The sequence below is a fragment of the Streptomyces roseochromogenus subsp. oscitans DS 12.976 genome (assembly GCF_000497445.1).
Classification (GTDB): Bacteria; Actinomycetota; Actinomycetes; order Streptomycetales; family Streptomycetaceae; genus Streptomyces; species Streptomyces oscitans.
This window is the reverse complement of the sequence record NZ_CM002285.1, coordinates 4625686-4647521: the sequence shown is the minus strand read 5'-3', so window position 1 is coordinate 4647521 and position 21836 is coordinate 4625686. Positions and strand designations below refer to the sequence as shown.

Sequence of the window (21836 nt, the reverse complement as noted above, 5' to 3'; positions counted from 1 at the left end):
GTCCAGGTCGTCGGCCTTCTCCAGATTGACCTTGATCGGGCCCATGAACGTGTAGCGCTGCTGCTTGGCGTAGTCGCGGACCATGCCGGCCAGCTCGTCGCCGAGCTGCCCGGAGTAGGGGCTGAGCCGCTCGTAGTCCGGCGTGCTCAGCTCCACGATGAAGTCGTTGGGTACGACGGTCCGGTCGCGGTTCCAGATCGTCGCGTTGTTGTCGCACTCACGCTGGAGTGCGCCGGCGATCTCCACGGGCTGGACCTCGGACTTGAAGACCTTGGCGAAGGTGCCGTTCACCAGACCTTCGAGACGCTGCTCGAACTTCTTCAGGACTCCCATGGGGCACCTCCTCCGTCCCTGTCGTTGCGTTGCCCTGCTGTGTAGCCGCTGCCTTGCCTGTACTGCCTGTTCCGCTGGTGCTGCTTACTGATCGTATCTACGCGTCCGGCAATCAGCCGGTTCCCCCAGCGGCTCCCCTTCGAACTCCCGGCACGCACTCACGCTGCCATGGATCGTAGAGGCGGGCTAAGACCAGTGTCCCGCACCCGGCTGTGGACCCGGCCCGCCTCCTGGGCAGATGCCCGGGACCGGTACGAGGTTGATACGTGAACCGGGTCACCTTGATACGCGCGCCGGGAAGGCGCCGGTATGCGCGCCGGGAGGGCCGCGATACCCGCCGGAAGGCAGCGACAGACGCGGCGGGAAGCGGCGACAGACATGGCGGGAAGCGGGGCGAACGCGCAGGCGGCGGGCGCCGGGGTGCGGGTGACCGGCGCGGTCCGCGCCGGTGGCGGGCGCGATCGGTGGGTGCGGCCGGTGGGTGTGGCCGCCGGGCGGGAAGGGATGTGAACCCACCCCGTACGACGTGCTAATGTTCTGGATGTCGGAAGGGGCCAGCCCGAAAGGGACGGAGCCGGAAGACACACCCAATGCGCGGGTGGCGGAATAGGCAGACGCGCTGGATTCAGGTTCCAGTGCCCGCAAGGGCGTGGGGGTTCAACTCCCCCCTCGCGCACCGACGAACGGTCGGCATCGTGATCACGATGCCGACCGTTTCGCTTTGCGTCTCCGCCGTTGTGCGCCGGCGCGGGGGGTGGCGTTCTTCACTTCTCGCGACCTTTCGCGACTTCTCGCTACCTCTCGCGACTTTCTCGCGCCGGGTGTGAGTTGTCTCTCACATAGGGGCGTTCGGGGCCGAGGGCGCATCGGTCCCTAGGACTCCGGCCGTGAACGCCGCCCGCTGTGCGCGGCCAACGGAGCCACCGGCAGCCGTACCGAGGCGCGGCTGGTCGCCGCCGGCCACCGCGTCCGCGCCGCGAGCCGCCGGGCCACCCGGCTCCCGGGCGCGGAGGCGGTCCGCTTCGACTCGGACGACACCGCCGCCCACGCCGCAGCCGCACACGTCTACCCCGTCCCGCCGGTCGGCGACCCGGACCCGGCCGCCGTCACGCTGCCCTACCTCCAGCGGGCCCGCCTGCGCCGTACAGCTCAGCTCGACCTCGCCGCCGTAGCCGTCCGTGCCCTGACCGACGACCGGGCGCCCCACACCGATCCGGTCCCCACCGGACCGAAGACGCTCGGCCACGACCACGTCGCCGCCCTCGTCACGGAGGCCACCGGCCGGCCCGTGGCCCACCGGCAGCTGACGTACGAGCAGCTGCGAGACCGGCTGGCCGCACGGCTGCCACCGGAGTTCGCCGCCCTGCCGGCCCGGATGGACCGCGCCATCGCCCAGGGCGCCGAGGACCGCACCACCGACACCGTCCACCGCCTCACCAGCCGCCCGCCGCACAGCCTCCGGGCGGTGGCCGAACAGGAACTGAAGCACCGTTAGCGGGAGTTGAGGCTCCATATCGGCGCGAGAGAAGCCACCACATCGGTAAGAACCGAGCGGACCCGATGCTTGCCGTGTCCCACCGGGTCTGACGCATACGGGCCATCGGTTGTACGGTCTGGGCGAGTTGATGTTCGTGCGGACGGTTGTACGTGCCGTTCGTGTCGTGCGCGTTGTACGGGGGAGGCGGTCGCGGTGACCGGTGCCGGTGGGGAAGCGGCGGACACGGTGGGCGCGGTGGCGCGGGACACGCGCCGGCTGCCCCGGGTGAGCGGCTTCGCCCAGTGGCCGCGGCAGGGCTCGCCCAAGGAAGAGGGCAAGGCGCTGCGCACGAGCGTGCCGCGCGGCGCACACCGCACCCTCGACCTGGACGCTGCCCGCCCCGACGCGGTGCGCGCCGTCACCGAGTCCAACGCCGGCCGTATCCCCGAGCTGACGCCCATACGCGTCGGCCGGATGGCGGCCACCCCGTTCGCCTTCCTGCGCGGCTCGGCCGGACTCATGGCGTACGACCTGGCCCGCACCCCCATGACCAGGATCGGCACCCAGATATGCGGAGACGCGCACGCGGCCAACTTCGGCCTGTACGGCGACCCCCGCGGCGGTCTCGTCATCGACCTCAACGACTTCGACGAGACCGTACACGGCCCCTGGGAGTGGGATCTGAAGCGGCTCGCCACCTCGCTGGTGCTCGCCGGGCGGGAGGCCGGCGCCGACGAGGACACCTGCCGCGCGGCAGCCCAGGACGCGGCCGGCGCCTACCGCCGCACCATGCGGCTGCTGGCCAAGCTGCCGGTCCTCGACGCGTGGAACGCCATCGCCGACGAGGAACTGGTCTCCCACACCGACGCCCACGATCTGCTCGGCACCCTGCAACGGGTCTCGGAGAAGGCCCGCGCCAACACCAGCGGCCGGTTCGCGGCGAAGTCGACCGAGGCGGTCGAGGACGGCGGACGCCGGTTCATGGACGCCGCCCCCGTGCTGCGCCGGATCCCGGACGAGGAGGCCCACGCGGTCGCCGCGTCCCTGGAGTCGTACATCCACACGCTCAGCGAGGACCGGCACCCGCTGCTCGCCCGGCACGCCGTGCACGACGTGGCCTTCCGGGTGGTCGGCACGGGCAGCGTCGGCACCCGGTCCTACGTCGTGCTGCTCCTCGACCACCGTGAGCAGCCGCTGGTGCTCCAGGTGAAGGAGGCCCGGCCCTCGGTCCTGGTCCCGCACCTGGCCACGGTCGGTTTCGAGACACCGCCGGTGGACCACGAGGGCCGCCGGGTGGTTCTGGGCCAGAAGCGGATGCAGGTCGTCAGCGACATCCTGCTCGGCTGGACGACCGTCGACGGGCGCCCCTTCCAGGTCCGCCAGTTCCGCAACCGCAAGGGCAGCGTCGACCCCGCCGCCCTCGCCGCCGACCAGGTCGACGACTACGGCCGGATGACCGGTGCCCTGCTGGCCCGCGCCCACTCCCACAGCGCCGACCCGCGGCTGATCGCCGGGTACTGCGGCAAGAACGAGGAACTGGACGAGGCGATCGCCGCCTTTGCCGTCACCTACGCCGACCGCACGGAGGAGGATCACACGGAGCTGGTGGCGGCGGTGCGGACGGGACGCATCGCGGCCGAGCTGGGGGTATGAGACAAGCTCGGGGTGTGGCCGGGTCGGAGGTGCGGCCGGGGGGAGGGTGCGAGGGCGCCGACGGCGGCTGCAGCACCCTAGGAGCGCGAGGCTGTGTCGATATGCGGCTCCCCACGCGGCAGACGACAGGTAGCCGTACGGGACTACAGGTAGCTGTACGGGGTAGCCGTACGGGACTACAGGTAGCCCTACGGCGAGATGCCCCCGGCCCGAGCCAAGCGCAGCGGCTACGCTGTTCGGCGTGACGACCCCGGAAGCCGATCAGTCCCAGGCGCCGCGGCCCGAGGAACGGCTCGAGCGCGCCGTACGGGCCGCCGAGCAGGCGCTGATCGAGTACGAGATCGCCGTGGAGACGTTCCGGGTCGAGGTCGAGAACTTCTCCCGGCTGCACGAGCAGCGGCTCGGCCCGCTCTACGTCCGGATCGAGGAGCTGGACGCCGAGATCGCCGAGGCGAAGGCCGCCCGCACCGGCGACCCGGAGGACATCCGCCGCGCCGAGGAGGCCCGCGCCCGCGTCCTGCCGATCCCCGGCGTGGAGGAACTGCTGCACGGCTGGATGGACGGCCACGGCCTGTTCCCGGAGGCCGCCGCCATGCTCACCGACCAGGCCGTACGCCCTCCGGAGCGGGTACGGCCCAGCGAAGAGGCCCGCAAGCTCTACCGTGAGCTGGCCCGCAAGGCCCACCCCGACCTGGCGCAGGAGGAAGCGGAACGGCAGCGGCGTGAGGAGTTCATCACACGCGTCAACGCCGCCTACGCCCGCGGCGACGAGACGCTGCTGAAGGAGCTGGCCGAGGAGTGGGCGGCAGGCCCGGTACCGCCCGAGCGGCTCCCGAGCCCCGCCGAGGAGCTGTACGCCCGCCTCGAATGGCTCGCCCAGCGCAAGGAACTGCTCACCCTCGTCGCCCGGGAACTGGAGGAGGGCCCGATCGCCGGCATGCTCCGACTCGCCCCGGACGACCCCGACGGGCTCCTCGAGGAGATCGCCGGCCGACTGCGCTCCGACATCGCCCAGCGGGAGGCCGAGCTGGCGTCCCTGCTGGCACAGGACTGAGCCGCGGCTCGCTTCAGCAGGCGCCCGGGACCTTCGGGTAGCGTCGGGGACATGAATTTCGCAGCTCGGGTACCCACGGTCGAGATCACGGACCTCAAGGACGGCGACTTCCTGCTGGACGTCCGCGAGGACGACGAGTGGCAGGCGGGCCACGCCGAGGGAGCGCTGCACATCCCCATCAGCGAGTTCGTGGCCCGCTACGGCGAGCTGACCGAGGCTGCCCCGCAGGACGGTCGCGTCCACGTCATCTGCCGCTCCGGCGGCCGCTCGGCCCAGGTCACCATGTACCTGGTCCAGCAGGGCATCGACGCGGTGAACGTCGACGGCGGCATGCAGGTCTGGCAGGCAGCGGGCCGCCCGGTGATCACGGATGAGGGCGAGCCCGGGTTCGTTCTGTAGCTCTCCTTAGCCCTCCTTGTTGCCTCGGGGAGCGTTCTGCGCCACCTGCGGGACCGCGCGCCGGTCAGCCCAGGGGATGTGCGGCCAGGAGATCCCCGAGCCTCTCCTCGTGCGCCGACGCCGGGCCGAGCGCCAGCTCCACGTGCTTGGCCCAGGCGTGATACCGGTGCAGCGGATAGTCGGTGTCGGCCCCGAACCCGCCGTGCAGATGCTGGGCCGTCTGCACCACCCGGCGCACCCCCTCCGCCGCCCAGATCTTCGCCACCGCGACGTCCCCGGCGGCGGGCAGCGCCCCCGACGCCCCCGAGGCGATCCGCCAGGCGGCCTGCCAGAGGGTGGCCTCCATGGCGCGCAGATCGATATACCGGTCCGCAGCCTGCACGGCCACCGCCTGGAACGTCGCGATCGGATACCCGAACTGCTCCCGCTTCCCGGTGTACTCGGCGGTCATGTCCAGCACCCGCTCGCCCAGCCCGAGCGCCAGCGCGCACGTACCGGTGGCGAGCAGCGCACGCAGCCACTCCCAGGCGCCGTCCGCCTCGATGACGTCACCCGCGCCGATCCGCACGGACGCGAGCCGCAGTTCGGCCAGCCGCTCTCCGCTGGTGGACACCTGCTCGGCGAGGACCACGCCGTCCCGCTCACGCGGCACCAGCGCGAGCACGGTCCGCTCGGCAGCCGTCCCGGCCAGATGCGCCGGTACGACGACGAAGTCCGCGCCGTACGCCCACGGCACCGCCGTCTGCACCCCGTCCAGCACCCACTCCGTACCGTCCCGCTGTGCGCCGACGGCCAGTTCGGCCGGGTCGTGGCCGCTGCGGCCGTTCGCCGCGATCGTCAGTACCAGCTCGCCCCGGCCGGCCCGCGTCAGCAGCCGCCGCGCCAACTCCGGCCCGCCATAGGCCTGTACGGCCGCTGCCGCCGCGCTGTGCTCCAGCAGCGGCACCCGGGCGAGCACCTTGGCCGACTCGCGCAGCACCAGGCACAGCGCGATCGCGTCCAGACCGGAACCGCCGTGTGCCTCGTCGAGCAGCAGACTCAGCAGATCCGCCTCGGCCAGCCGGGACCACAGCTCCCGGTCGAAGCCCTCGGCCACGGCACCGGTGGTGAGCGCCGGGCTGGGCACCGCGTCCGGTACCACGCCGGCGAACACCCCGCGCGCCGCCTCGGCCGCCGCCCGCTGCTCCTCGGTGAAGGTGAAGTCCACGGCCTGTCCTCCCGGCGAGTCCGGTGATCTGACGGTTCGTCAAGATAGAACAGGTTCTAGAAGAAGGGAATGGTCCGACGCGAAACCCCGGCGTTCCTAGGGGGCCCTCCCCCCTCCCCCCTCCCCCACGCCGAGTTGCCGCCCCCGCAGCCCTCAGCGGTCGAAGTCCAGCTCCACCCGTTCCGTCAGCGGGTGCGACTGACAGGCCAGGACATAGCCGGCTTCCGTTTCCTCCGTCTCCAAAGCGAAGTTGCGGTCCATGCGCACCTCGCCGGAGACCAGGAAGGCGCGGCAGGTCCCGCAGACTCCGCCCTTGCAGGCGTAGGGCGCGTCGGGGCGGTTGCGCAGGACCGCCTCCAGCAGGGACTCGCCCTCCTGTACCGGCCAGGTGCCGCCGCGTCCGTCGAGCCGGGCGGTGACCGTGCTGTGCGCGGGGGTCCGGGCGGTGGTGGCCGGTGGCGAGCCCGCGTCCACATGGAAGATCTCCTGGTGGATGCGGGAGCGGTCCACCGACAGCTCGCGCAGCGCCTGCTCCGCGCCCCGCACCAGCCCGTACGGCCCGCACAGGAACCAGCCCGCGACCTGGTTGACCGGCAGCAGCGCGGGCAGCAGCCCGCTGAGCCGCTCGCGGTCGAGCCGGCCGGACGGCAGGCCCGCCTGCTGCTCCTCGCGGGAGAGCACGGTCACCAGCTGAAACCGCTCGGGGTAGCGGTCCTTCAGGTCGGCGACCTCCTCCAGGAACATCGTCGAGGCCGCCGTGCGGTCACTGCGTATCAGACAGAACCGGGCCGCCGGCTCGCGCGCCAGCAGAGTGGAGGCGATGGACAGCACCGGGGTGATCCCGCTGCCGCCGACGACCGCCGCGTACAGCCCCGGCGCCGGTTCCAGGGTGAAGCGGCCGGCCGGCGTCATCACCTCCAGCACGTCACCGACATTGATCTCCTTCAGCGCGTAGGCGGAGAAGGCTCCGCCCTCCACCAGCCGCACACCCACCCGCAGGGTGTCCGGACCCGCGCCGGCCGGGTCGGGCGCGGGGGAGCAGATCGAGTAGGTGCGCCGTATCTCGGTGCCGTCGACCTGTCGGCGCAGCGCCAGGTGCTGACCAGGTGCGTGCCGGTACTCCTCGCGCAGCTCGGGCGGGACGGTGAAGGTGAGGGCGACGGAGTCGTCGGTGATCCGGTCGACCGCGGCCACCGGGAGCGGGTGGAAGCGCGCCATCACAACTCCTTGAAGTGGTCGAACGGTTCACGGCAGGCGAGGCAGCGGCGCAGCGCCTTGCACGCGGTGGACGAGAACCTGCTCAGCAACTCGGTGTCGGCGGAGCCGCAGTGCGGGCAGCGGATGGGATCGGTGGGCGCGGTGGATGCGATCGGTGCGGTGGGCGAGGTGGCCTTGGTGCGTGCGGGGGGTTCGTGTTCGGTTCGGGTCGGGCCGAGAGCCAGTGCGACCGGGCCGGAGGCCTCGCGCACCCGTGGGGGAGCGATGCCGAACTCCTGGAGTTTGCGCCGCCCTTCGGTGCTGATGTCGTCGGTCGTCCAGGCGGGGGTGAGCACCGTGCGGACCGTGACCTCACGCATGCCGTGGGCGCGCAGCACCCGTTCGATGTCCACGCTCATCGCCTCGATGGCGGGGCAGCCGGTGTAGGTGGGGGTCAGGTCGACCTCGACCGCGTCCCCGCCGTGGACGTGCACCGCGCGCACCACGCCCAGCTCCTGGAGTGTGAGCACCGGCAGTTCGGGGTCGGGCACCGAGCCGGCCAGCTCCAGCAGCTCCGCCTCCAGGGCGGTGGCGGTCACCATGACGCCCCCGGGTGGCTGCGGTGCAGATGCTGCATCTCGGCGAGCATCCGCCCGAACGGTTCGGTGTGCAGGCCCTGTCGGCCGGCGCCGGCCGACCAGGCGCCGGTGCGCGGACCCTCGGGGAGGGGCAGCGTGGCACGGCTGAGGACGTCTGCGACGGACTCCTGCCAGCGCTGGTCCAGGCCGGTCCAGTCGGTCTCCAGGCCCTCGATCGGCTGGAACATCTCACCGGTGAACTTCCACAGGGCCGCGCAGGCGTGGCGCATCCGTTCGTGGCTGGTCTCCGTGCCGTCGCCGAGGCGGCGGGTCCACTGCTCGGCGTGGTCGCGGTGGTAGGCGACCTCCTTGACCGCCTTCGCGGCGAGGGGCGCGAAGGGGCCGTCGCCGGCTGCCAGTTCGGCGTAGAGCAGCTGTTGGTAGGTGGAGAAGTACAGCTGGCGGGCGATCGTGTGGGCGAAGTCGCCGTTCGGCTGCTCGACCAGCTGGAGGTTGCGGAAGGCCCGCTCCTCGCGCAGGTAGGCCAGTTCGTCCTCGTCACCGGCCATCGACAGCAGGATGCGGGCCTGGCCGAGCAGGTCGAGGGCGATGTTGGCGAGAGCGACCTCCTCCTCGAGGACGGGGGCGTGCCCGGCCCACTCCCCCAGCCGGTGGGAGAGCACCAGGGCGTCGTCGCCGAGGGCGAGCGCGGCGGTCACCGGGACGGTGGCGGGGCCGGTGGCGGTCACAGGTGCTTCACCCCTTCCGGGATCTCGTAGAAGGTCGGGTGCCGGTAGGGCTTGTCGGCGGCCGGTTCGAAGAACGGGTCCTTCTCGTCCGGCGAGGACGCGGTGATCGCGGCGGCCGGGACGACCCAGATCGACACGCCCTCGCCGCGGCGCGTGTACAGGTCGCGTGCGTTGCGCAGGGCCAGCTCCGCGTCGGGGGCGTGCAGGCTGCCGGCGTGGGTGTGGGAGAGGCCGCGCCGGGAGCGCACGAAGACCTCCCACAGGGGCCAGTCGGTGGTGCTCATGCTTGCTCCGCTCCTGTCTCGCCTGTCTCGTGTGCTGTCTCACCGGTGCCGCGGGTGTGCTTGGCCGCGTAGGCGGCGGCCGCTTCCCGTACCCATGCGCCCTCGTCGTGGGCGCGTCGGCGCTGAGTGATCCGCTGTTCGTTGCACGGGCCGTTGCCCTTGAGGACTTCCCAGAACTCCGTCCAGTCGATGGGGCCGAAGTCGTGGTGTCCGCGCTCCTCGTTCCACCGCAGGTCCGGGTCGGGGAGGGTGAGGCCCAGGGACTCGGCCTGGGGGACGCAGATGTCGACGAAGCGCTGGCGCAGCTCGTCGTTGGAGTGGCGCTTGATCTTCCATTCCATCGACTGCGCCGAGTGCTGGGAGGCGTCGTCGGGCGGGCCGAACATCATCAGCGAGGGCCACCACCAGCGGTTCACCGCGTCCTGTGCCATCGCGTGCTGTGCGGGGGTGCCCTTGCTGAGGGCCAGCAGCAGTTCGTAGCCCTGGCGCTGGTGGAAGGACTCCTCCTTGCAGATCCGGACCATCGCGCGGGCGTACGGGCCGTAGGAGCAGCGGCACAGGGGGACCTGGTTGGTGATCGCGGCGCCGTCCACCAGCCAGCCGATTGCGCCGACGTCGGCCCAGGTCAGGGTGGGGTAGTTGAAGATCGAGGAGTACTTCTGGCGGCCGCTGTGCAGCTTGTCGAGCAGCTCGTCGCGGCCGGTGCCGAGGGTCTCGGCGGCGCTGTACAGATACAGGCCGTGGCCGGCCTCGTCCTGGACCTTGGCCATCAGGATCGCCTTGCGGCGCAGGGAGGGGGCGCGGGTGATCCAGTTGGCCTCGGGCTGCATGCCGATGATCTCGGAGTGCGCGTGCTGGGCGATCTGCCGGACCAGGGTCGCGCGGTAGGCGTCGGGCATCCAGTCGCGGGGTTCGATGCGTTCGTCGGCGGCCACGGCTGTGTCGAAGGCGTGCTGGTAGGCCGCCGTGTCGACGCTGTCCGGTGCGCCGTCCGCCGGTGTGCGGGCCGTGCGCTGCGCGGCTGCTGTGGCCATGCGGTCCCCCTGACCTCGGGCTCTTGGGTGAATCTGTACCGACCGATCGTTCGGTCCGTGCGCATCAATGGTGTGCCGGGCGCCGTGGGGTGTCAACCGCTGTGGAAAACTCCGGCGGCAGCCTGTGGACAACGTGCGGGAGGGCGGGCGCGCCCGGTGCCGGCGCCGTACCGCGTGGCGAGGACCACGGCCCTCGCCCGCCCCCGGGGCTGCGCCCGGTGGCCGGGGCTGAGTACCGTTCCGTGGAACGCCGAGGAGTGGCGTGCGTGAATCATGGGGCGCTCGTGGTGGCGCCGCAGCACCGAGCTGGACACCCAGCCGAACGACCGAGCCGAAACGGGGGACGGGGCGGAATGGACGCGTACGACGAGGACTCGGGGGCCCGGCCCGGCCCCGACGGGTCGGCCGGGACGCGTCTCCCGGAGACTCCCCCGGCCCGCGTGGACTCCCTGACGGATGCGGCGGCCGCGGGCGGTGCGGATTCCGGCGGCGCGGATGACGGCGTCGGGGATTCCGGCGGCGGGGATTTCGGCAGCGCGGACCGCGCACCCCGGTCGAAGCCGACGGCCGGGCCCGCCACCCCGACTGCCCTGACCATCCCTGTGCCGTCGCCCGAGCCCGGCGCCCCGCGGCCGCCCGGCGTGCCCCGTACCGGCGTGGCCGCCCTCTCCCCCCGCTACCAGGTCGTCGCGGCGCTGGCGCTCGCGGTGGTCGGCGTCGCCGCCTGTGTGCATCTGCTGATGGTGTTCCTCAGCCTCGCCCCCGCGAACACGGTGACCAAGCAGCACGGCAAGGCCGTCGAGGAATGGGTGTACCCGGAGTTCGAGCAGAACTGGAAGCTGTTCGCGCCGAACCCGCTGCAGCAGAACATCGCCGTGCAGGTGCGTGCCGTGGTGCGCGCGAAGGACGGCGGACTGCGCACCACCGGGTGGACCGACCTCTCCGCCCAGGACGGTGCCGCGATCGACGGCAACCTGGTGCCGAGCCACACGCAGCAGAACGAGCTGCGACGTGCCTGGGACTTCTTCACCGCCACGCACAGCACCGACAACCGCTCCCTGGGCATGCGCGGCTCCCTGTCCGAGCAGTACCTGCGCCGGATCGTGGTGATGCGGCTGTACCGGACCTATCCGGCCGACCAGGAGGGCGTCATCCAGCGCGTGCAGATCCGTTCCAGCACCACCAATGTGCAGCCGCCCGAGTGGAGCCGTGAGCGCGTGCCCGACAAGCCCGTCTACCGCGTGCTGCCCTGGTGGACCGTGACGGCCGGCGAGGCAGCGGGAGGTGTGCGGTGAACAGGCTCTCCCTGATCCTCTCGTGCGGTATCGCCCGGGCCACCGGCGCGGCTCTCGGGCCGTATCAGAGCGCCGTGATCCGCATCGGGTTCGCCGGGACCTGGCTGCTGTTCCTGCTGCGTGAGTTCCCTCACCGCCAGGAGCTGTACGGTCCGGCCGGACCGTGGGGCTGGAACCTCGCCAAGGAGCTGACCGCCGACAACCACGCGTTCACGGCTCTGCTGTGGTCCGACGGACAGGTGTGGTTCGAGTGCTTCTACCTGCTGGCGATCGCCGCCAGTGCCGCGCTGCTGCTCGGCTGGCGCACCCGGACCGCGTCCGTGCTGTTCATGCTGGGGGTGCTGTCACTGCAGAACCGCAGCGTCTTCGTGGGCGACGGCGGCGACAACGTGCTGCACCTGATGTCCTTCTACCTCGTGTTCACACGGTGCGGACAGGTGTGGTCGCTGGACGCGCGGCGGGCGGCGCGCACCGGGGCGGCACGCGCGCGTGGGGAGCGGGTTCCCGCCGACCGGGTGGGACCGGCCCTGTGGGCGGTGTTCGGACTCGCGCTCGCGATAGCCACGTTCACCGGCCGGTTCGACAACGGCTGGCTGATCCCCGCGCTGCTGTGGACCGCCTGGGTGGTACTCGGCCTGTGGTGGGCCGTCGGCCGCTGGGCGAAGTCGCCGGAGCCGCGGATCCTGCTGGACGTCATCACCAACATCCTCCACAACGGCGCCCTGCTGGTGATCATGGCGGAGGCCTGCCTGATCTATGCGACGGCCGGCTGGTACAAGATCCAGGGCTCGCGCTGGCAGGACGGCACCGCCGTCTACTACCCGCTCCACCTGGACTACTTCTCGCCCTGGCCCGGACTCGCGGATCTGATGTCCGCCAGCGGCACGATCATGACGATCGTGGCCTACGGGACGGTCGCGGTGCAGGTCGCCTTCCCGTTCACCCTGTTCAACCGGCGGGTCAAGAACGTCCTGCTGGTGCTGCTGATGATCGAGCACTCGGTGATCGCGGTCGTGCTCGGGCTGCCGTTCTTCTCGCTGGCCATGATCACTGCGGACGCGGTCTTCCTGCCGACGCCGTTCCTGCGCCGGCTGGGCGCGCTGGTGGCACGCGCGCGCGAGCGGACGGTCCGGCGCAGTGACCCCGCGGTGCCCGCGCCGCGCTCGCCGGAGGGGAGCCCGCAGGGGGCCGCGTAGGGTGCACGGCATGACCGACCCGCTGACCCGCTGGCGCGCGCACGCCGATGACGCCGTGCTGCTCGACGGCTTCCACGCCCTCAAGCACGCGCTGCGCTTCGGGGCCGAGATCCCGGTGGCGGTCACCACCGACCGGGCGGCCGCGCTCGCCCTCGCCGAGGAACTCGCCGGTGACGTACGGGACGCGCTGGACGCGCTGCTCACGCAGGTGTCCGCGGAGACGTACGCCTCGCTCGTGCCGCGGCCGCACCCGACCGGTGTGGCCGCGCTCGCCGTACGGCCCTCGCGCGAGGCCAACCTGCGCACGCTCGCACGCACCCCGCGCAGCGCGCCCGTCGTGGTCCTGGACAACCCCCGCAACCTGGGCAACGCCGGCGCCGTGATCCGGCTGGCCGCCGGCTTCGGGGCGACCGGCGTGGTCACCACCGGCACGCTCGACCCCTGGCATCCCACGGTGGTGCGCGGCGGCGCCGGCCTGCACTTCGCGACCGCCGTGGAACGCCTCGGCGTCGACGAGCTGCCCGCCGGGCCGCTGTTCGCCCTCGACCCGGAGGGCGAGGACATCCGCGGCACCAAGCTGCCCGACGCCGCCGTCCTGGCGTTCGGCTCGGAGCGCAGCGGGCTGTCGGCCGAGCTGCGCGCGCGTGCCGACCATCTGCTGGCCCTGCCGATGCGCCCCCAGGTCTCCAGCTACAACCTCGCCACCAGCGTGGCGATGACGCTGTACCACTGGAGTGCTACAGGGGGCGCACCCTCCTGAGCAGTCGCTACGCCTCCCGGCGGACCTCCACCACCCTGAAGCGGTTGGCCACGAACGCGCCGTCGGTGAGGGCCGCGTTCGCCGCCGGGTTGCCGCCCGAGCCGTGGAAGTCGGAGAAGGCGGCAGTCTGGTTCACATACACCCCGCCGGTCAGGTTGAGCGACAGCTGGGCCGCCTCCTCCAGGCACACCTCCTCGATCGCCCGCTCGACCTCGGGGTCGGTGGTGTAGGCGCCGACCGTCATCGCGCCCTTCTCGCGGACCGTGCGGCGCAGCAGCTCCACCGCGTCGGCGGCCGAGTCGACGGCGACGGCGAAGGAGACGGGGCCGAAGCACTCGCTCATGTAGGCGGCCTGGTCGTCCGGCTTGGCGCCGTCCAGCTTGACGATGACCGGGGTGCGCACCACCGCGTCCGGGAACTCGGGGTTGCTGATCTCCCGTGAGGCGAGGGCGATTTCCCCGAGGCCGGCGGCGGCTTCCAGACGGGCCTTGACGTCCGGGTTGACGATCGCGCCCAGCAGGGCGTTCGCGCGCGCGTCGTCGCCGAGGAGACCGTCGACCGCGCGGGCGAGGTCGGCGGCGACCTCGTCGAAGGTCTTGGGGCCCTCGTCGGTACGGATGCCGTCGCGCGGGATGAGCAGGTTCTGCGGGGTGGTGCACATCTGGCCGCTGTACAGGGACAGCGAGAACGCCAGGTTCGACAGCATGCCCTTGTAGGTGTCCGTGGAGTGCACGATCACCGTGTTGACGCCGGCCTTCTCGGTGTAGACCTGCGCCTGGCGGGCGTTGGCCTCCAGCCAGTCGCCGAAGATCGTCGACCCTGTGTAGTCGATGATCCGGATCTCGGGGCGGGTCGCGAGGGTCTTGGCGATGCCCTCGCCGGGGCGCTCGGCGGCCAGCGCCACCAGGTTCGGGTCGAAGCCCGTCTCGGCGAGCACCTGGCGCGCGATCTGCACAGTGAGGGCGAGCGGCAGAACCGCGCGCGGGTGCGGCTTGACCAGGACCGCGTTGCCGGTCGCCAGGGAGGCGAACAGGCCCGGATAGCCGTTCCACGTCGGGAAGGTGTTGCAGCCGATGACCAGGGCGAGGCCGCGCGGGACCGGCGTGAACCGCTTGGTGAGGGCCAGCGGGTCGCGCTTGCCCTGCGGCTTGGTCCACTCGGCCGTCTCGGGCGTGCGGACCTGCTCCGCGTACGCGTACGCCACCGCCTCCAGGCCGCGGTCCTGGGCGTGCGGGCCGCCCGCCTGGAACGCCATCATGAACGCCTGCCCGCTGGTGTGCATGACCGCGTGCGCGAACTGGTGGGTGCGGTCGCTGATCCGCTTGAGGATCTCCAGGCAGACCATGGCCCGCAGCTCTGCGCCGGCCTCCCGCCAGGCGCGCTGTCCGGCCTTCATCGCGGGCAGCAGCACGTCGATGTCCGCGTGCGGGTAGGTCACGCCCAGCTCGATGCCGTACGGGGAGACCTCGTCGCCCACCCAGTCGTCGATGCCGGGCTGGTCGGCGAGGTCGAGGCGGTTGCCCAGCAGGGCGTCGAAGGCGGCCTTGCCCGTCGCCGCGTCCAGGCTGCCGTTCTCGCCGTAGGCCTTCGGATGCTCGGGATGCGGCGACCAGTACGCGCGCGTGCGGATCGCTTCCAGTGCCTGGTCCAGGGTGGGCCGGTGCTTCGCGATCAGAGCGTGGGCGGTCAGTTCGGCGGCCATGCGGGACCAACTCCTCATCTGGAGAACTCGTCGTCGAGTTCACAACCTGGGAAGAAAGTGGCGCGGTTGAATAAAAAGTGTGGCGCGAAGCGCCTCGGTCAGGGCGGTGGTGGGCGGCGGGCGGGCAGTCAGAGCTAGAGTAACCGAACGATCGGTCGGGACAAGGGGGTCCGCCGCATCTGTGGAAAACGTCGTGCGGGAGGATCGCGCACATGACAGCACTCGACCTCAGCAGCCCCGTGGCCGTCGTCGGCACCGGCACCATGGGCCAGGGCATCGCCCAGGTCGCGCTGGTCGCCGGCCACCCCGTGCGGCTGTACGACGCCGTCGCCGGGCGGGCCCGGGACGCGGCCGCGGCGATCGGCACGCGCCTCGACCGGCTCGCGGAGAAGGGCAGGATCACCGGCGCCGACCGGGACGCGGCCCGCGCCCGCCTCGCGCCCGCGGAGAGCCTCGCCGAGCTGGCGGACTGCGGACTGGTCGTCGAGGCCGTCCTGGAGCGGCTGGACGTCAAACAGCAGCTCTTCGGCGAGCTGGAGGAGATCGTCGCCGAGGACTGCCTGCTCGCCACCAACACCTCCTCGCTGTCGGTGACGGCCATCGGCGGTGCCCTGCGCCACCCCGGCCGCTTCGTGGGCCTGCACTTCTTCAACCCGGCCCCGCTGCTGCCGCTGGTCGAGGTCGTCTCCGGGTCCGCCACCGACGTCACATCGGCCACGCGCGCGTACGAGACCGCCCGCGCCTGGGGCAAGACCCCGGTGGCCTGCGCCGACACCCCGGGTTTCATCGTCAACCGGATCGCCCGGCCGTTCTACGCCGAGGCCTTCGCGGTCTACGAGGCCCAGGCCGCCGACCCGGCCACCATCGACGCGATCCTGCGCGAGTCCGGCGGCTTCAGGATGGGCGCCTTCGAACTGACCGACCTGATCGGGCAGGACGTCAACGAGTCCGTCACCCACTCGGTGTGGCAGTCCTTCTTCCAGGACGTGCGCTTCACCCCGTCCCTGGCCCAGCGCCGGCTGGTGGAGTCCGGCCGCCTCGGCCGCAAGACGGGGCACGGCTGGTACGACCACGCCGAGGGCGCCGAGAAGCCCGAACCGCACACCGCCGACAAGGAGCAGCCGCCCGCCTACGTCGTCGCCGAGGGCGGCCTCGGCCCCGCGGCCGAGCTGCTCACGCTGATCCGCGAGGCGGGCATCCCGGTCCGCGAGGAGGACGAGGACAACGGCACCCGCCTGGTGCTGCCGAGCGGCGGCCAACTGGTCCTCGCCGACGGGCAGACCTGCGTGGAATTCCGGGACGTCGTCTACTTCGACCTCGCCCTGGACTACCGCGCGGCCACCCGCGTCGCCCTGTCCGCCTCCCACGACACCTCGCCGAAGACCCTCGCCGAGGCCATCGGCCTGTTCCAGGCCCTCGGCAAGGACGTCAGCGTCATCGGCGACGTCCCCGGCATGATCGTCGCGCGCACGGTCGCCCGGATCATCGACCTCGCCCATGACGCCGTCGCCAAGGGCGTCGCCACCGAGGAGGACATCGACACGGCCATGCGCCTCGGGGTGAACTACCCGCTCGGCCCGTTCGAGTGGGACCGCAGGCTCGGTCGCGAGTTCGCCTTCGACGTCCTGGACGAGATGCACGAGCGCGACCCCTCCGGACGCTACGCGCCCTCCCTCGCGCTCTACCGCCACGCGTACGCCATCGACAAGCGGGAGAGCACCTCATGACCACGGTCAAGCGCGACACGTACACACCCGAGACACTGCTCTCCGTGGCCGTCCAGGTCTTCAACGAGCGCGGCTACGACGGCACCTCCATGGAGCACCTGTCCAAGGCCGCCGGGATCTCCAAGTCGTCGATCTACCACCACGTCAGCGGCAAGGAGGAACTCCTGCGCCGGGCCGTCAGCCGCGCCCTGGACGGCCTGTTCGCCATCCTGGCCGAGGAGCACGCGTGCGTGGGGCGTGCCGTGGACCGGCTGGAGCACGTGGTGCGGCGCATGGTCGAGGTGCTCATAGGCGAGCTGCCGTACGTGACGCTGCTGCTGCGGGTGCGCGGCAACACCGCGACCGAGCGGTGGGCGCTGGAGCGGCGGCGCGACTTCGACCACCGGGTCGCGGAACTGCTGAAGGCCGCGGCGGCCGACGGGGACGTCCGCGGCGACGTCGAGGTCCGCCTGGCCACCCGGCTGGTCTTCGGCATGATCAACTCGATCGTGGAGTGGTACCGGCCGGACCCGCGGGGCGCCGGCGAACGCGAGGTGGCCGACGCGGTGGTCCGGCTGGTCTTCGCGGGCCTCAAGCAAAGCTGAGCTCAGGCCTCCGGCTCGCCTTCGGTCACGCCTCGGGCACGCTTTTCGTCACGCCTCCGGCACGTCTTTGGTCACGCCTCCGGCTCGCTTTTGGTCACGCCTCGGGCACGCTTTTCGTCACGCCTCCGGCTCCAGGTCCTCCTCCTCGAACACCAGCAGCGTGCGGGTGCTGAGCACCTCGGGGATCGCCTGGAGCCGGGTGAGCACCAGCTCGCGCAGCGCCCTGTTGTCGGGCGTGTGCACGAGCAGCAGCACATCGAAGTCGCCGCCCACGAGGGCGATGTGGGAGGCGCCGGGCAGCCGCCTGAGCTGCTCGCGGACCGAGCGCCAGGTGTTCTGGACGATCTTCAGAGTGACGTACGCCGACGTGCCGTGCCCCGCCCGCTCGTGGTCCACGCGCGCCCTGAAGCCACGGATGACGCCGTCCTCGACGAGCCGGTTGATGCGCGCGTAGGCGTTGGCGCGCGAGACATGGACGCGTTCGGCGACGGACCGTATCGAGGCGCGGCCGTCCGACTGGAGGATCTTCAGGATGTCCTGATCGATGGCGTCCAGCGGACGCGGCGGCGGCAGCGGGACGCTGTCCTGCGGTCCGTCGGCCATTTGTTCAGCTGCCATTGCCCCCCGCTCCCTCGCCGTGGACGTCCTGCATTCATTCCAGGCTGTGGAGAACCGTTTGTCCACAGCCTGGAGGGGCCTGTAGCCAAAATGTGCTGGCGACCGAACAATCGGTTGGTGAGGCGCTTCACAGCCGACGCGCCTCCCGTAGCCGCTCCCACGAGGAGGTGCCGTCATGACGGTCATGGAGCAGCGGGGCGCGTACCGGCCATCCCCGCCGCCCGCCTGGCAGCCCCGTATGGACCCCGCGCCGCTGCTGCCCGACGCCGAGCCCTACCGCGTCCTCGGCACCGAGGCGGCCGCCAAGGCCGACCCGGACCTGCTGATCCGGCTCTACGCCCAGCTGGTGCGCGGCCGCCGCTACAACACGCAGGCCACCGCGCTCACCAAACAGGGCCGCCTCGCCGTCTACCCCTCCAGCACCGGCCAGGAGGCCTGCGAGGTCGCCGCCGCGCTGGCCCTGGAAGAACGCGACTGGCTCTTCCCCAGCTACCGCGACACCCTCGCCGTCGTCGCCCGGGGCGTCGACCCCGTCGAGGCGCTCACCCTGCTGCGCGGCGACTGGCACAACGGCTACGACCCCCGCACCCACCGTGTGGCTCCCCTCTCCACCCCGCTGGCCACCCAGCTGCCGCACGCCGTCGGCCTCGCGCACGCCGCCCGCCTCAAGGGCGACGACGTGGTCGCGCTCGCCCTGGTCGGCGACGGCGGCACCAGCGAGGGCGACTTCCACGAGGCGCTGAACTTCGCCGCCGTCTGGCAGGCGCCCGTCGTCTTCCTCGTCCAGAACAACGGCTTCGCGATCTCCGTCCCGCTCGCCAAGCAGACCGCCGCGCCCTCCCTGGCCCACAAGGCCGTCGGGTACGGCATGCCGGGCCGGCTGGTCGACGGCAACGACGCGGCGGCCGTGCACGAGGTCCTCGCCGACGCCGTACGGCACGCGCGCGCGGGCGGCGGCCCGACCCTGGTGGAAGCGGTGACATACCGGATGGACGCCCACACCAACGCCGACGACGCCACCCGCTACCGCGCAGACGCCGAGGTCGAGGCCTGGCGCGCCCACGACCCGATCGAGCTGCTGGAGGCGGAGCTGACCGCGCGAGGGCTGCTCGACCAGCCCGCGATAGAGGCCGCCCGGCAGGACGCCGAGGAGATGGCCGCCGATCTGCGCGACCGCATGAACCGCGACCCCGAACTGGACCCCATGGCCCTCTTCGACCACGTCTACGCCGAGACCACCGCCCAACTGCGCGAGCAGCGCGCTCTGCTCAGGGCCGAGCTGGAAGCCGAGCAGGAGCAGCACGGCGAGCCGGAAGGCGGCATCCGATGACCACCGTCGCCGTCAAGCCCGCCACCATGGCGCAGGCCCTCACGCGCGCGTTGCGCGACGCGATGGCCGATGACCCTGCCGTGCACGTCATGGGCGAGGACGTCGGTACCCTCGGAGGTGTCTTCCGGGTCACCGACGGCCTCACCAAGGAGTTCGGCGAGGACCGCTGCACCGACACCCCGCTCGCCGAGGCCGGCATCCTCGGCACCGCCGTCGGCATGGCCATGTACGGCCTGCGACCGGTGGTGGAGATGCAGTTCGACGCTTTCGCCTACCCGGCGTTCGAGCAGCTGATCAGCCATGTCTCCCGGATGCGCAACCGCACCCGCGGCAGGATGCCCCTGCCGATCACCGTCCGCGTCCCCTACGGCGGCGGCATCGGCGGTGTCGAGCACCACAGCGACTCCTCCGAGGCCTACTACCTGGCCACGCCGGGACTGCACGTCGTCACACCTGCGACCGTCGCCGACGCCTATGGCCTGCTGCGCCAGGCCATCGCCTCCGACGACCCGGTCGTCTTCCTGGAGCCCAAGCGGCTGTACTGGTCGAAGGACACCTGGAACCCCGAGCAGCCGACGCAGGTCGAGCCCATCGGACGGGCGGTCGTCCGGCGCCCGGGCCGCAGCGCCACGCTCATCACGTACGGCCCCTCCCTGCCGGTCTGTCTGGAGGCCGCCGAGGCCGCGCGGGCCGAGGGCTGGGACCTGGAGGTGGTCGACCTGCGCTCGCTGGTGCCGTTCGACGACGAGACGGTCTGCGCGGCCGTGCGGCGCACCGGACGCGCGGTCGTCGTCCACGAGTCCACCGGGTTCGGCGGGCCGGGCGGCGAGATCGCGGCCCGCATCGCCGAGCGCTGCTTCCACCACCTGGAGGCGCCGGTGCTGCGTGTGGCAGGCTTCGACATCCCCTACCCCCCGCCCATGCTGGAGCGGCACCATCTGCCCGGCGTCGACCGCATCCTGGACGCCGTGGCCCGGCTGCAGTGGGAGGCCGAGGGCTGATGGCACAGGTGCTGGAGTTCAGGCTCCCCGACCTCGGCGAGGGACTCACCGAGGCGGAGATCGTGCGCTGGCTGGTCCAGGTCGGCGACGTCGTCGCCGTCGACCAGCCGGTCGTCGAGGTCGAGACGGCCAAGGCGATGGTCGAGGTGCCCTGCCCCTACGGCGGTGTGGTCACCGCCCGCTTCGGCGAGGAGGGCACCGAACTGCCGGTCGGCGCACCGCTGCTGACCGTCGCGGTGGGACCGGCGGCCCCCACGGGCGAGGCCGAGGGGTCAGGCAACGTCCTGGTCGGATACGGCACCTCGGAAGCGCCCTCGCGCCGCCGACGGGTACGGCCGACCCCGGTGGCGACCCGCGGCGCGAACGCCGGGACCGGGGGCGACTGCACGCCCCACATGAACGCTGGGACCGGTGGCGACGGCACCCCCGCCGCGAGCGCGCCGTGTGCCGCGAGCGCGTCGTCCGGAGCGCACCCGGCCGGGCAGCGGGGCGCGACCGCGGCGTCCGCTGAAACGGCGCGGCAGAACGGGACCCCGGCCGTCCCCGGTACGACCCACGCGCCCGTGGCCGCACTCCACGCCGAAGGCCCCGTGCCCGTGATCTCCCCGCTGGTGCGCAGGCTCGCCCGTGAGGGCGGCGTGGACCTGCGGCAGCTGGCGGGCTCGGGCCCGGACGGGCTGATCCTGCGCGCGGACGTCGAGCACGTCCTGCGGACCAAGGCCGCCCAGAGCAGCCGCACGGCCGAGGCGCCCGGCCCGGCGGCCTCCGCCGTCACGCCCTCGCCCGCCCCGACCTCTTCGGCCGCGCGCGCCGCGGGCATCCGCGTCCCCCTCAAGGGCGTGCGGGGTGCCGTCGCCGACAAGCTCTCCCGCAGCCGCCGGGAGATCCCGGACGCCACCTGCTGGGTCGACGCCGACGCGACCGAACTCATGCGCGCGCGTGCCGCGATGAACGCCGCCGGAGGGCCGAAGATCTCGCTCCTCGCGCTGCTCGCCCGCATCTGCACGGCCGCGCTCGCCCGGTTCCCCGAGCTGAACTCGTACGTCGACGCCGAGGCGCGCGAGGTCGTCCAGCTCGACCACGTCCACCTCGGGTTCGCCGCGCAGACCGGGCGCGGGCTCGTCGTGCCGGTCGTCCGGGACGCCCACGCGCGCGACGCCGAGTCGCTGACCGCCGAATTCGCGCGGCTCACGGAGGCCGCCCGTACCGGAACGCTCACACCCGGGGAACTCACCGGCGGGACCTTCACGTTGAACAACTACGGGGTCTTCGGCGTCGACGGCTCCACGCCGATCATCAATCACCCCGAGGCGGCCATGCTCGGCGTCGGCCGGATCGTCCCGAAGCCCTGGGTGCACGAAGGAGGGCTGGCCGTGCGCCAGGTCGTCCAGCTCTCGCTCACCTTCGACCACCGGGTGTGCGACGGCGGCACGGCCGGCGGCTTCCTGCGGTACGTGGCGGACTGCGTGGAGCAGCCGGCGGTGCTCCTGCGCACGCTGTGACCCACGCGGGGCCCGGAAGGAGGGCCCCGCGGACGATACAAGCGCAGCCCCTCGGGACATACTCGGGGGATGAGCGACAACGCCCCCGCCGCCCCCGGGACGCCCGTGCCCTACGACGCCGTCGTGCTGGCCGGCGGCGCCGCCCGGCGGCTCGGC

Annotated in this window: 20 protein-coding genes, 1 tRNA gene and 1 pseudogene; 13 read left to right on the top strand and 9 right to left on the bottom strand. The window is 72.2% G+C overall.

What is annotated here, in order from left to right; all coding sequences use genetic code 11:
• Nucleotides 1-333 (bottom strand): annotated as a pseudogene (gene fhaA, locus M878_RS69685) (antibiotic biosynthesis regulator FhaA); the annotation flags it as partial.
• A 592-nt stretch (nucleotides 334-925) separates the two neighbouring features.
• Here fhaA and M878_RS69680 point away from each other — a divergent pair.
• From M878_RS69680 to M878_RS69665, 5 genes are all read left to right on the top strand, one after another.
• Nucleotides 926-1009: transfer RNA gene (locus M878_RS69680), tRNA-Leu, on the top strand.
• Nucleotides 1010-1234: 225 nt separating this feature from the next.
• A complete protein-coding gene (locus M878_RS92945; RefSeq protein WP_031225339.1) occupies nucleotides 1235-1828 on the top strand; it encodes a Rossmann-fold NAD(P)-binding domain-containing protein in 594 nt (197 codons plus the stop codon).
• A gap of 195 nt (nucleotides 1829-2023) precedes the next feature.
• The gene (locus tag M878_RS69675) at nucleotides 2024-3463 is read left to right on the top strand and encodes a DUF2252 domain-containing protein (RefSeq protein ID WP_023548399.1); all 1440 of its coding nucleotides are present in this window, start codon (nucleotides 2024-2026) and stop codon (nucleotides 3461-3463) included.
• A 241-nt stretch (nucleotides 3464-3704) separates the two neighbouring features.
• Nucleotides 3705-4517: a hypothetical protein gene (locus M878_RS69670; RefSeq protein ID WP_023548397.1), complete on the top strand. Its 813-nt coding sequence runs from the start codon at nucleotides 3705-3707 to the stop codon at nucleotides 4515-4517.
• A gap of 51 nt (nucleotides 4518-4568) precedes the next feature.
• Entirely contained in the window at nucleotides 4569-4916 is a 348-nt protein-coding gene (locus M878_RS69665; RefSeq protein WP_023548396.1) for a rhodanese-like domain-containing protein, read from the top strand.
• A 64-nt stretch (nucleotides 4917-4980) separates the two neighbouring features.
• Here M878_RS69665 and M878_RS69660 read toward each other — a convergent pair whose 3' ends face one another.
• The 6 genes from M878_RS69660 to paaA form a co-directional block, all read right to left on the bottom strand.
• Entirely contained in the window at nucleotides 4981-6123 is a 1143-nt protein-coding gene (locus tag M878_RS69660) for an acyl-CoA dehydrogenase family protein (RefSeq protein WP_023548394.1), read from the bottom strand.
• A gap of 153 nt (nucleotides 6124-6276) precedes the next feature.
• On the bottom strand, nucleotides 6277-7341 hold the full coding sequence (locus M878_RS69655; protein ID WP_023548392.1) for a 2Fe-2S iron-sulfur cluster-binding protein: 1065 nt from the start codon (nucleotides 7339-7341) through the stop codon (nucleotides 6277-6279).
• Entirely contained in the window at nucleotides 7341-7922 is a 582-nt protein-coding gene (paaD, locus tag M878_RS69650) for a 1,2-phenylacetyl-CoA epoxidase subunit PaaD (protein ID WP_023548390.1), read from the bottom strand. The genes M878_RS69655 and paaD overlap by 1 nt, the downstream gene beginning before the upstream one ends.
• On the bottom strand, nucleotides 7916-8647 hold the full coding sequence (gene paaC, locus M878_RS69645; RefSeq protein WP_023548388.1) for a 1,2-phenylacetyl-CoA epoxidase subunit PaaC: 732 nt from the start codon (nucleotides 8645-8647) through the stop codon (nucleotides 7916-7918). Before paaC ends, paaD begins: the two co-directional genes overlap by 7 nt.
• Nucleotides 8644-8931, bottom strand: coding sequence for a 1,2-phenylacetyl-CoA epoxidase subunit PaaB (paaB, locus tag M878_RS69640; RefSeq protein WP_014673816.1), 288 nt, complete (start codon nucleotides 8929-8931; stop codon nucleotides 8644-8646). Before paaB ends, paaC begins: the two co-directional genes overlap by 4 nt.
• On the bottom strand, nucleotides 8928-9965 hold the full coding sequence (gene paaA, locus M878_RS69635; RefSeq protein WP_023548385.1) for a 1,2-phenylacetyl-CoA epoxidase subunit PaaA: 1038 nt from the start codon (nucleotides 9963-9965) through the stop codon (nucleotides 8928-8930). The genes paaB and paaA overlap by 4 nt, the downstream gene beginning before the upstream one ends.
• A 353-nt stretch (nucleotides 9966-10318) precedes the next feature.
• Here paaA and M878_RS69630 point away from each other — a divergent pair, with 353 nt between their 5' ends.
• The 3 genes from M878_RS69630 to M878_RS69620 are packed head-to-tail and all read left to right on the top strand — an operon-like array spanning nucleotide 10319 to nucleotide 13216.
• On the top strand, nucleotides 10319-11260 hold the full coding sequence (locus tag M878_RS69630; RefSeq protein WP_023548383.1) for a DUF5819 family protein: 942 nt from the start codon (nucleotides 10319-10321) through the stop codon (nucleotides 11258-11260).
• The gene (locus M878_RS69625; protein WP_023548381.1) at nucleotides 11257-12456 is read left to right on the top strand and encodes an HTTM domain-containing protein; all 1200 of its coding nucleotides are present in this window, start codon (nucleotides 11257-11259) and stop codon (nucleotides 12454-12456) included. Before M878_RS69630 ends, M878_RS69625 begins: the two co-directional genes overlap by 4 nt.
• Nucleotides 12457-12466: 10 nt before the next feature.
• A complete protein-coding gene (locus tag M878_RS69620; RefSeq protein WP_023548379.1) occupies nucleotides 12467-13216 on the top strand; it encodes a TrmH family RNA methyltransferase in 750 nt (249 codons plus the stop codon).
• Nucleotides 13217-13223: 7 nt separating this feature from the next.
• On the opposite strand, the gene paaN is transcribed toward M878_RS69620, so the two are convergent.
• Entirely contained in the window at nucleotides 13224-14918 is a 1695-nt protein-coding gene (gene paaN, locus M878_RS69615; RefSeq protein WP_023548377.1) for a phenylacetic acid degradation protein PaaN, read from the bottom strand.
• Between the two features lie 212 nt (nucleotides 14919-15130).
• On the opposite strand from paaN, the gene M878_RS69610 reads away from it, so the two are divergent.
• The gene (locus tag M878_RS69610) at nucleotides 15131-16645 is read left to right on the top strand and encodes a 3-hydroxyacyl-CoA dehydrogenase (RefSeq protein WP_023548375.1); all 1515 of its coding nucleotides are present in this window, start codon (nucleotides 15131-15133) and stop codon (nucleotides 16643-16645) included.
• Nucleotides 16642-17229: a TetR/AcrR family transcriptional regulator gene (locus tag M878_RS69605; RefSeq protein WP_023548373.1), complete on the top strand. Its 588-nt coding sequence runs from the start codon at nucleotides 16642-16644 to the stop codon at nucleotides 17227-17229. The genes M878_RS69610 and M878_RS69605 overlap by 4 nt, the downstream gene beginning before the upstream one ends.
• Nucleotides 17230-17346: 117 nt before the next feature.
• Here the strand turns inward: M878_RS69605 and M878_RS69600 are convergent, their stop codons facing one another.
• On the bottom strand, nucleotides 17347-17832 hold the full coding sequence (locus tag M878_RS69600) for an Lrp/AsnC family transcriptional regulator (RefSeq protein ID WP_023548371.1): 486 nt from the start codon (nucleotides 17830-17832) through the stop codon (nucleotides 17347-17349).
• A 190-nt stretch (nucleotides 17833-18022) separates the two neighbouring features.
• Here M878_RS69600 and pdhA point away from each other — a divergent pair, with 190 nt between their 5' ends.
• Genes pdhA through M878_RS69585 form a run of 3 tightly spaced genes read left to right on the top strand, consistent with a single transcriptional unit; the run spans nucleotide 18023 to nucleotide 21680 of the window.
• Nucleotides 18023-19177, top strand: coding sequence for a pyruvate dehydrogenase (acetyl-transferring) E1 component subunit alpha (pdhA, locus tag M878_RS69595; protein WP_023548369.1), 1155 nt, complete (start codon nucleotides 18023-18025; stop codon nucleotides 19175-19177).
• A complete protein-coding gene (locus tag M878_RS69590) occupies nucleotides 19174-20178 on the top strand; it encodes an alpha-ketoacid dehydrogenase subunit beta (RefSeq protein WP_023548368.1) in 1005 nt (334 codons plus the stop codon). The genes pdhA and M878_RS69590 overlap by 4 nt, the downstream gene beginning before the upstream one ends.
• Nucleotides 20178-21680 carry a dihydrolipoamide acetyltransferase family protein gene (locus tag M878_RS69585; protein WP_023548367.1) on the top strand — a complete coding sequence of 501 codons (1503 nt, stop codon included), beginning with the start codon at nucleotides 20178-20180 and terminating at the stop codon, nucleotides 21678-21680. Before M878_RS69590 ends, M878_RS69585 begins: the two co-directional genes overlap by 1 nt.
• Nucleotides 21681-21836 lie beyond the last annotated feature (156 nt).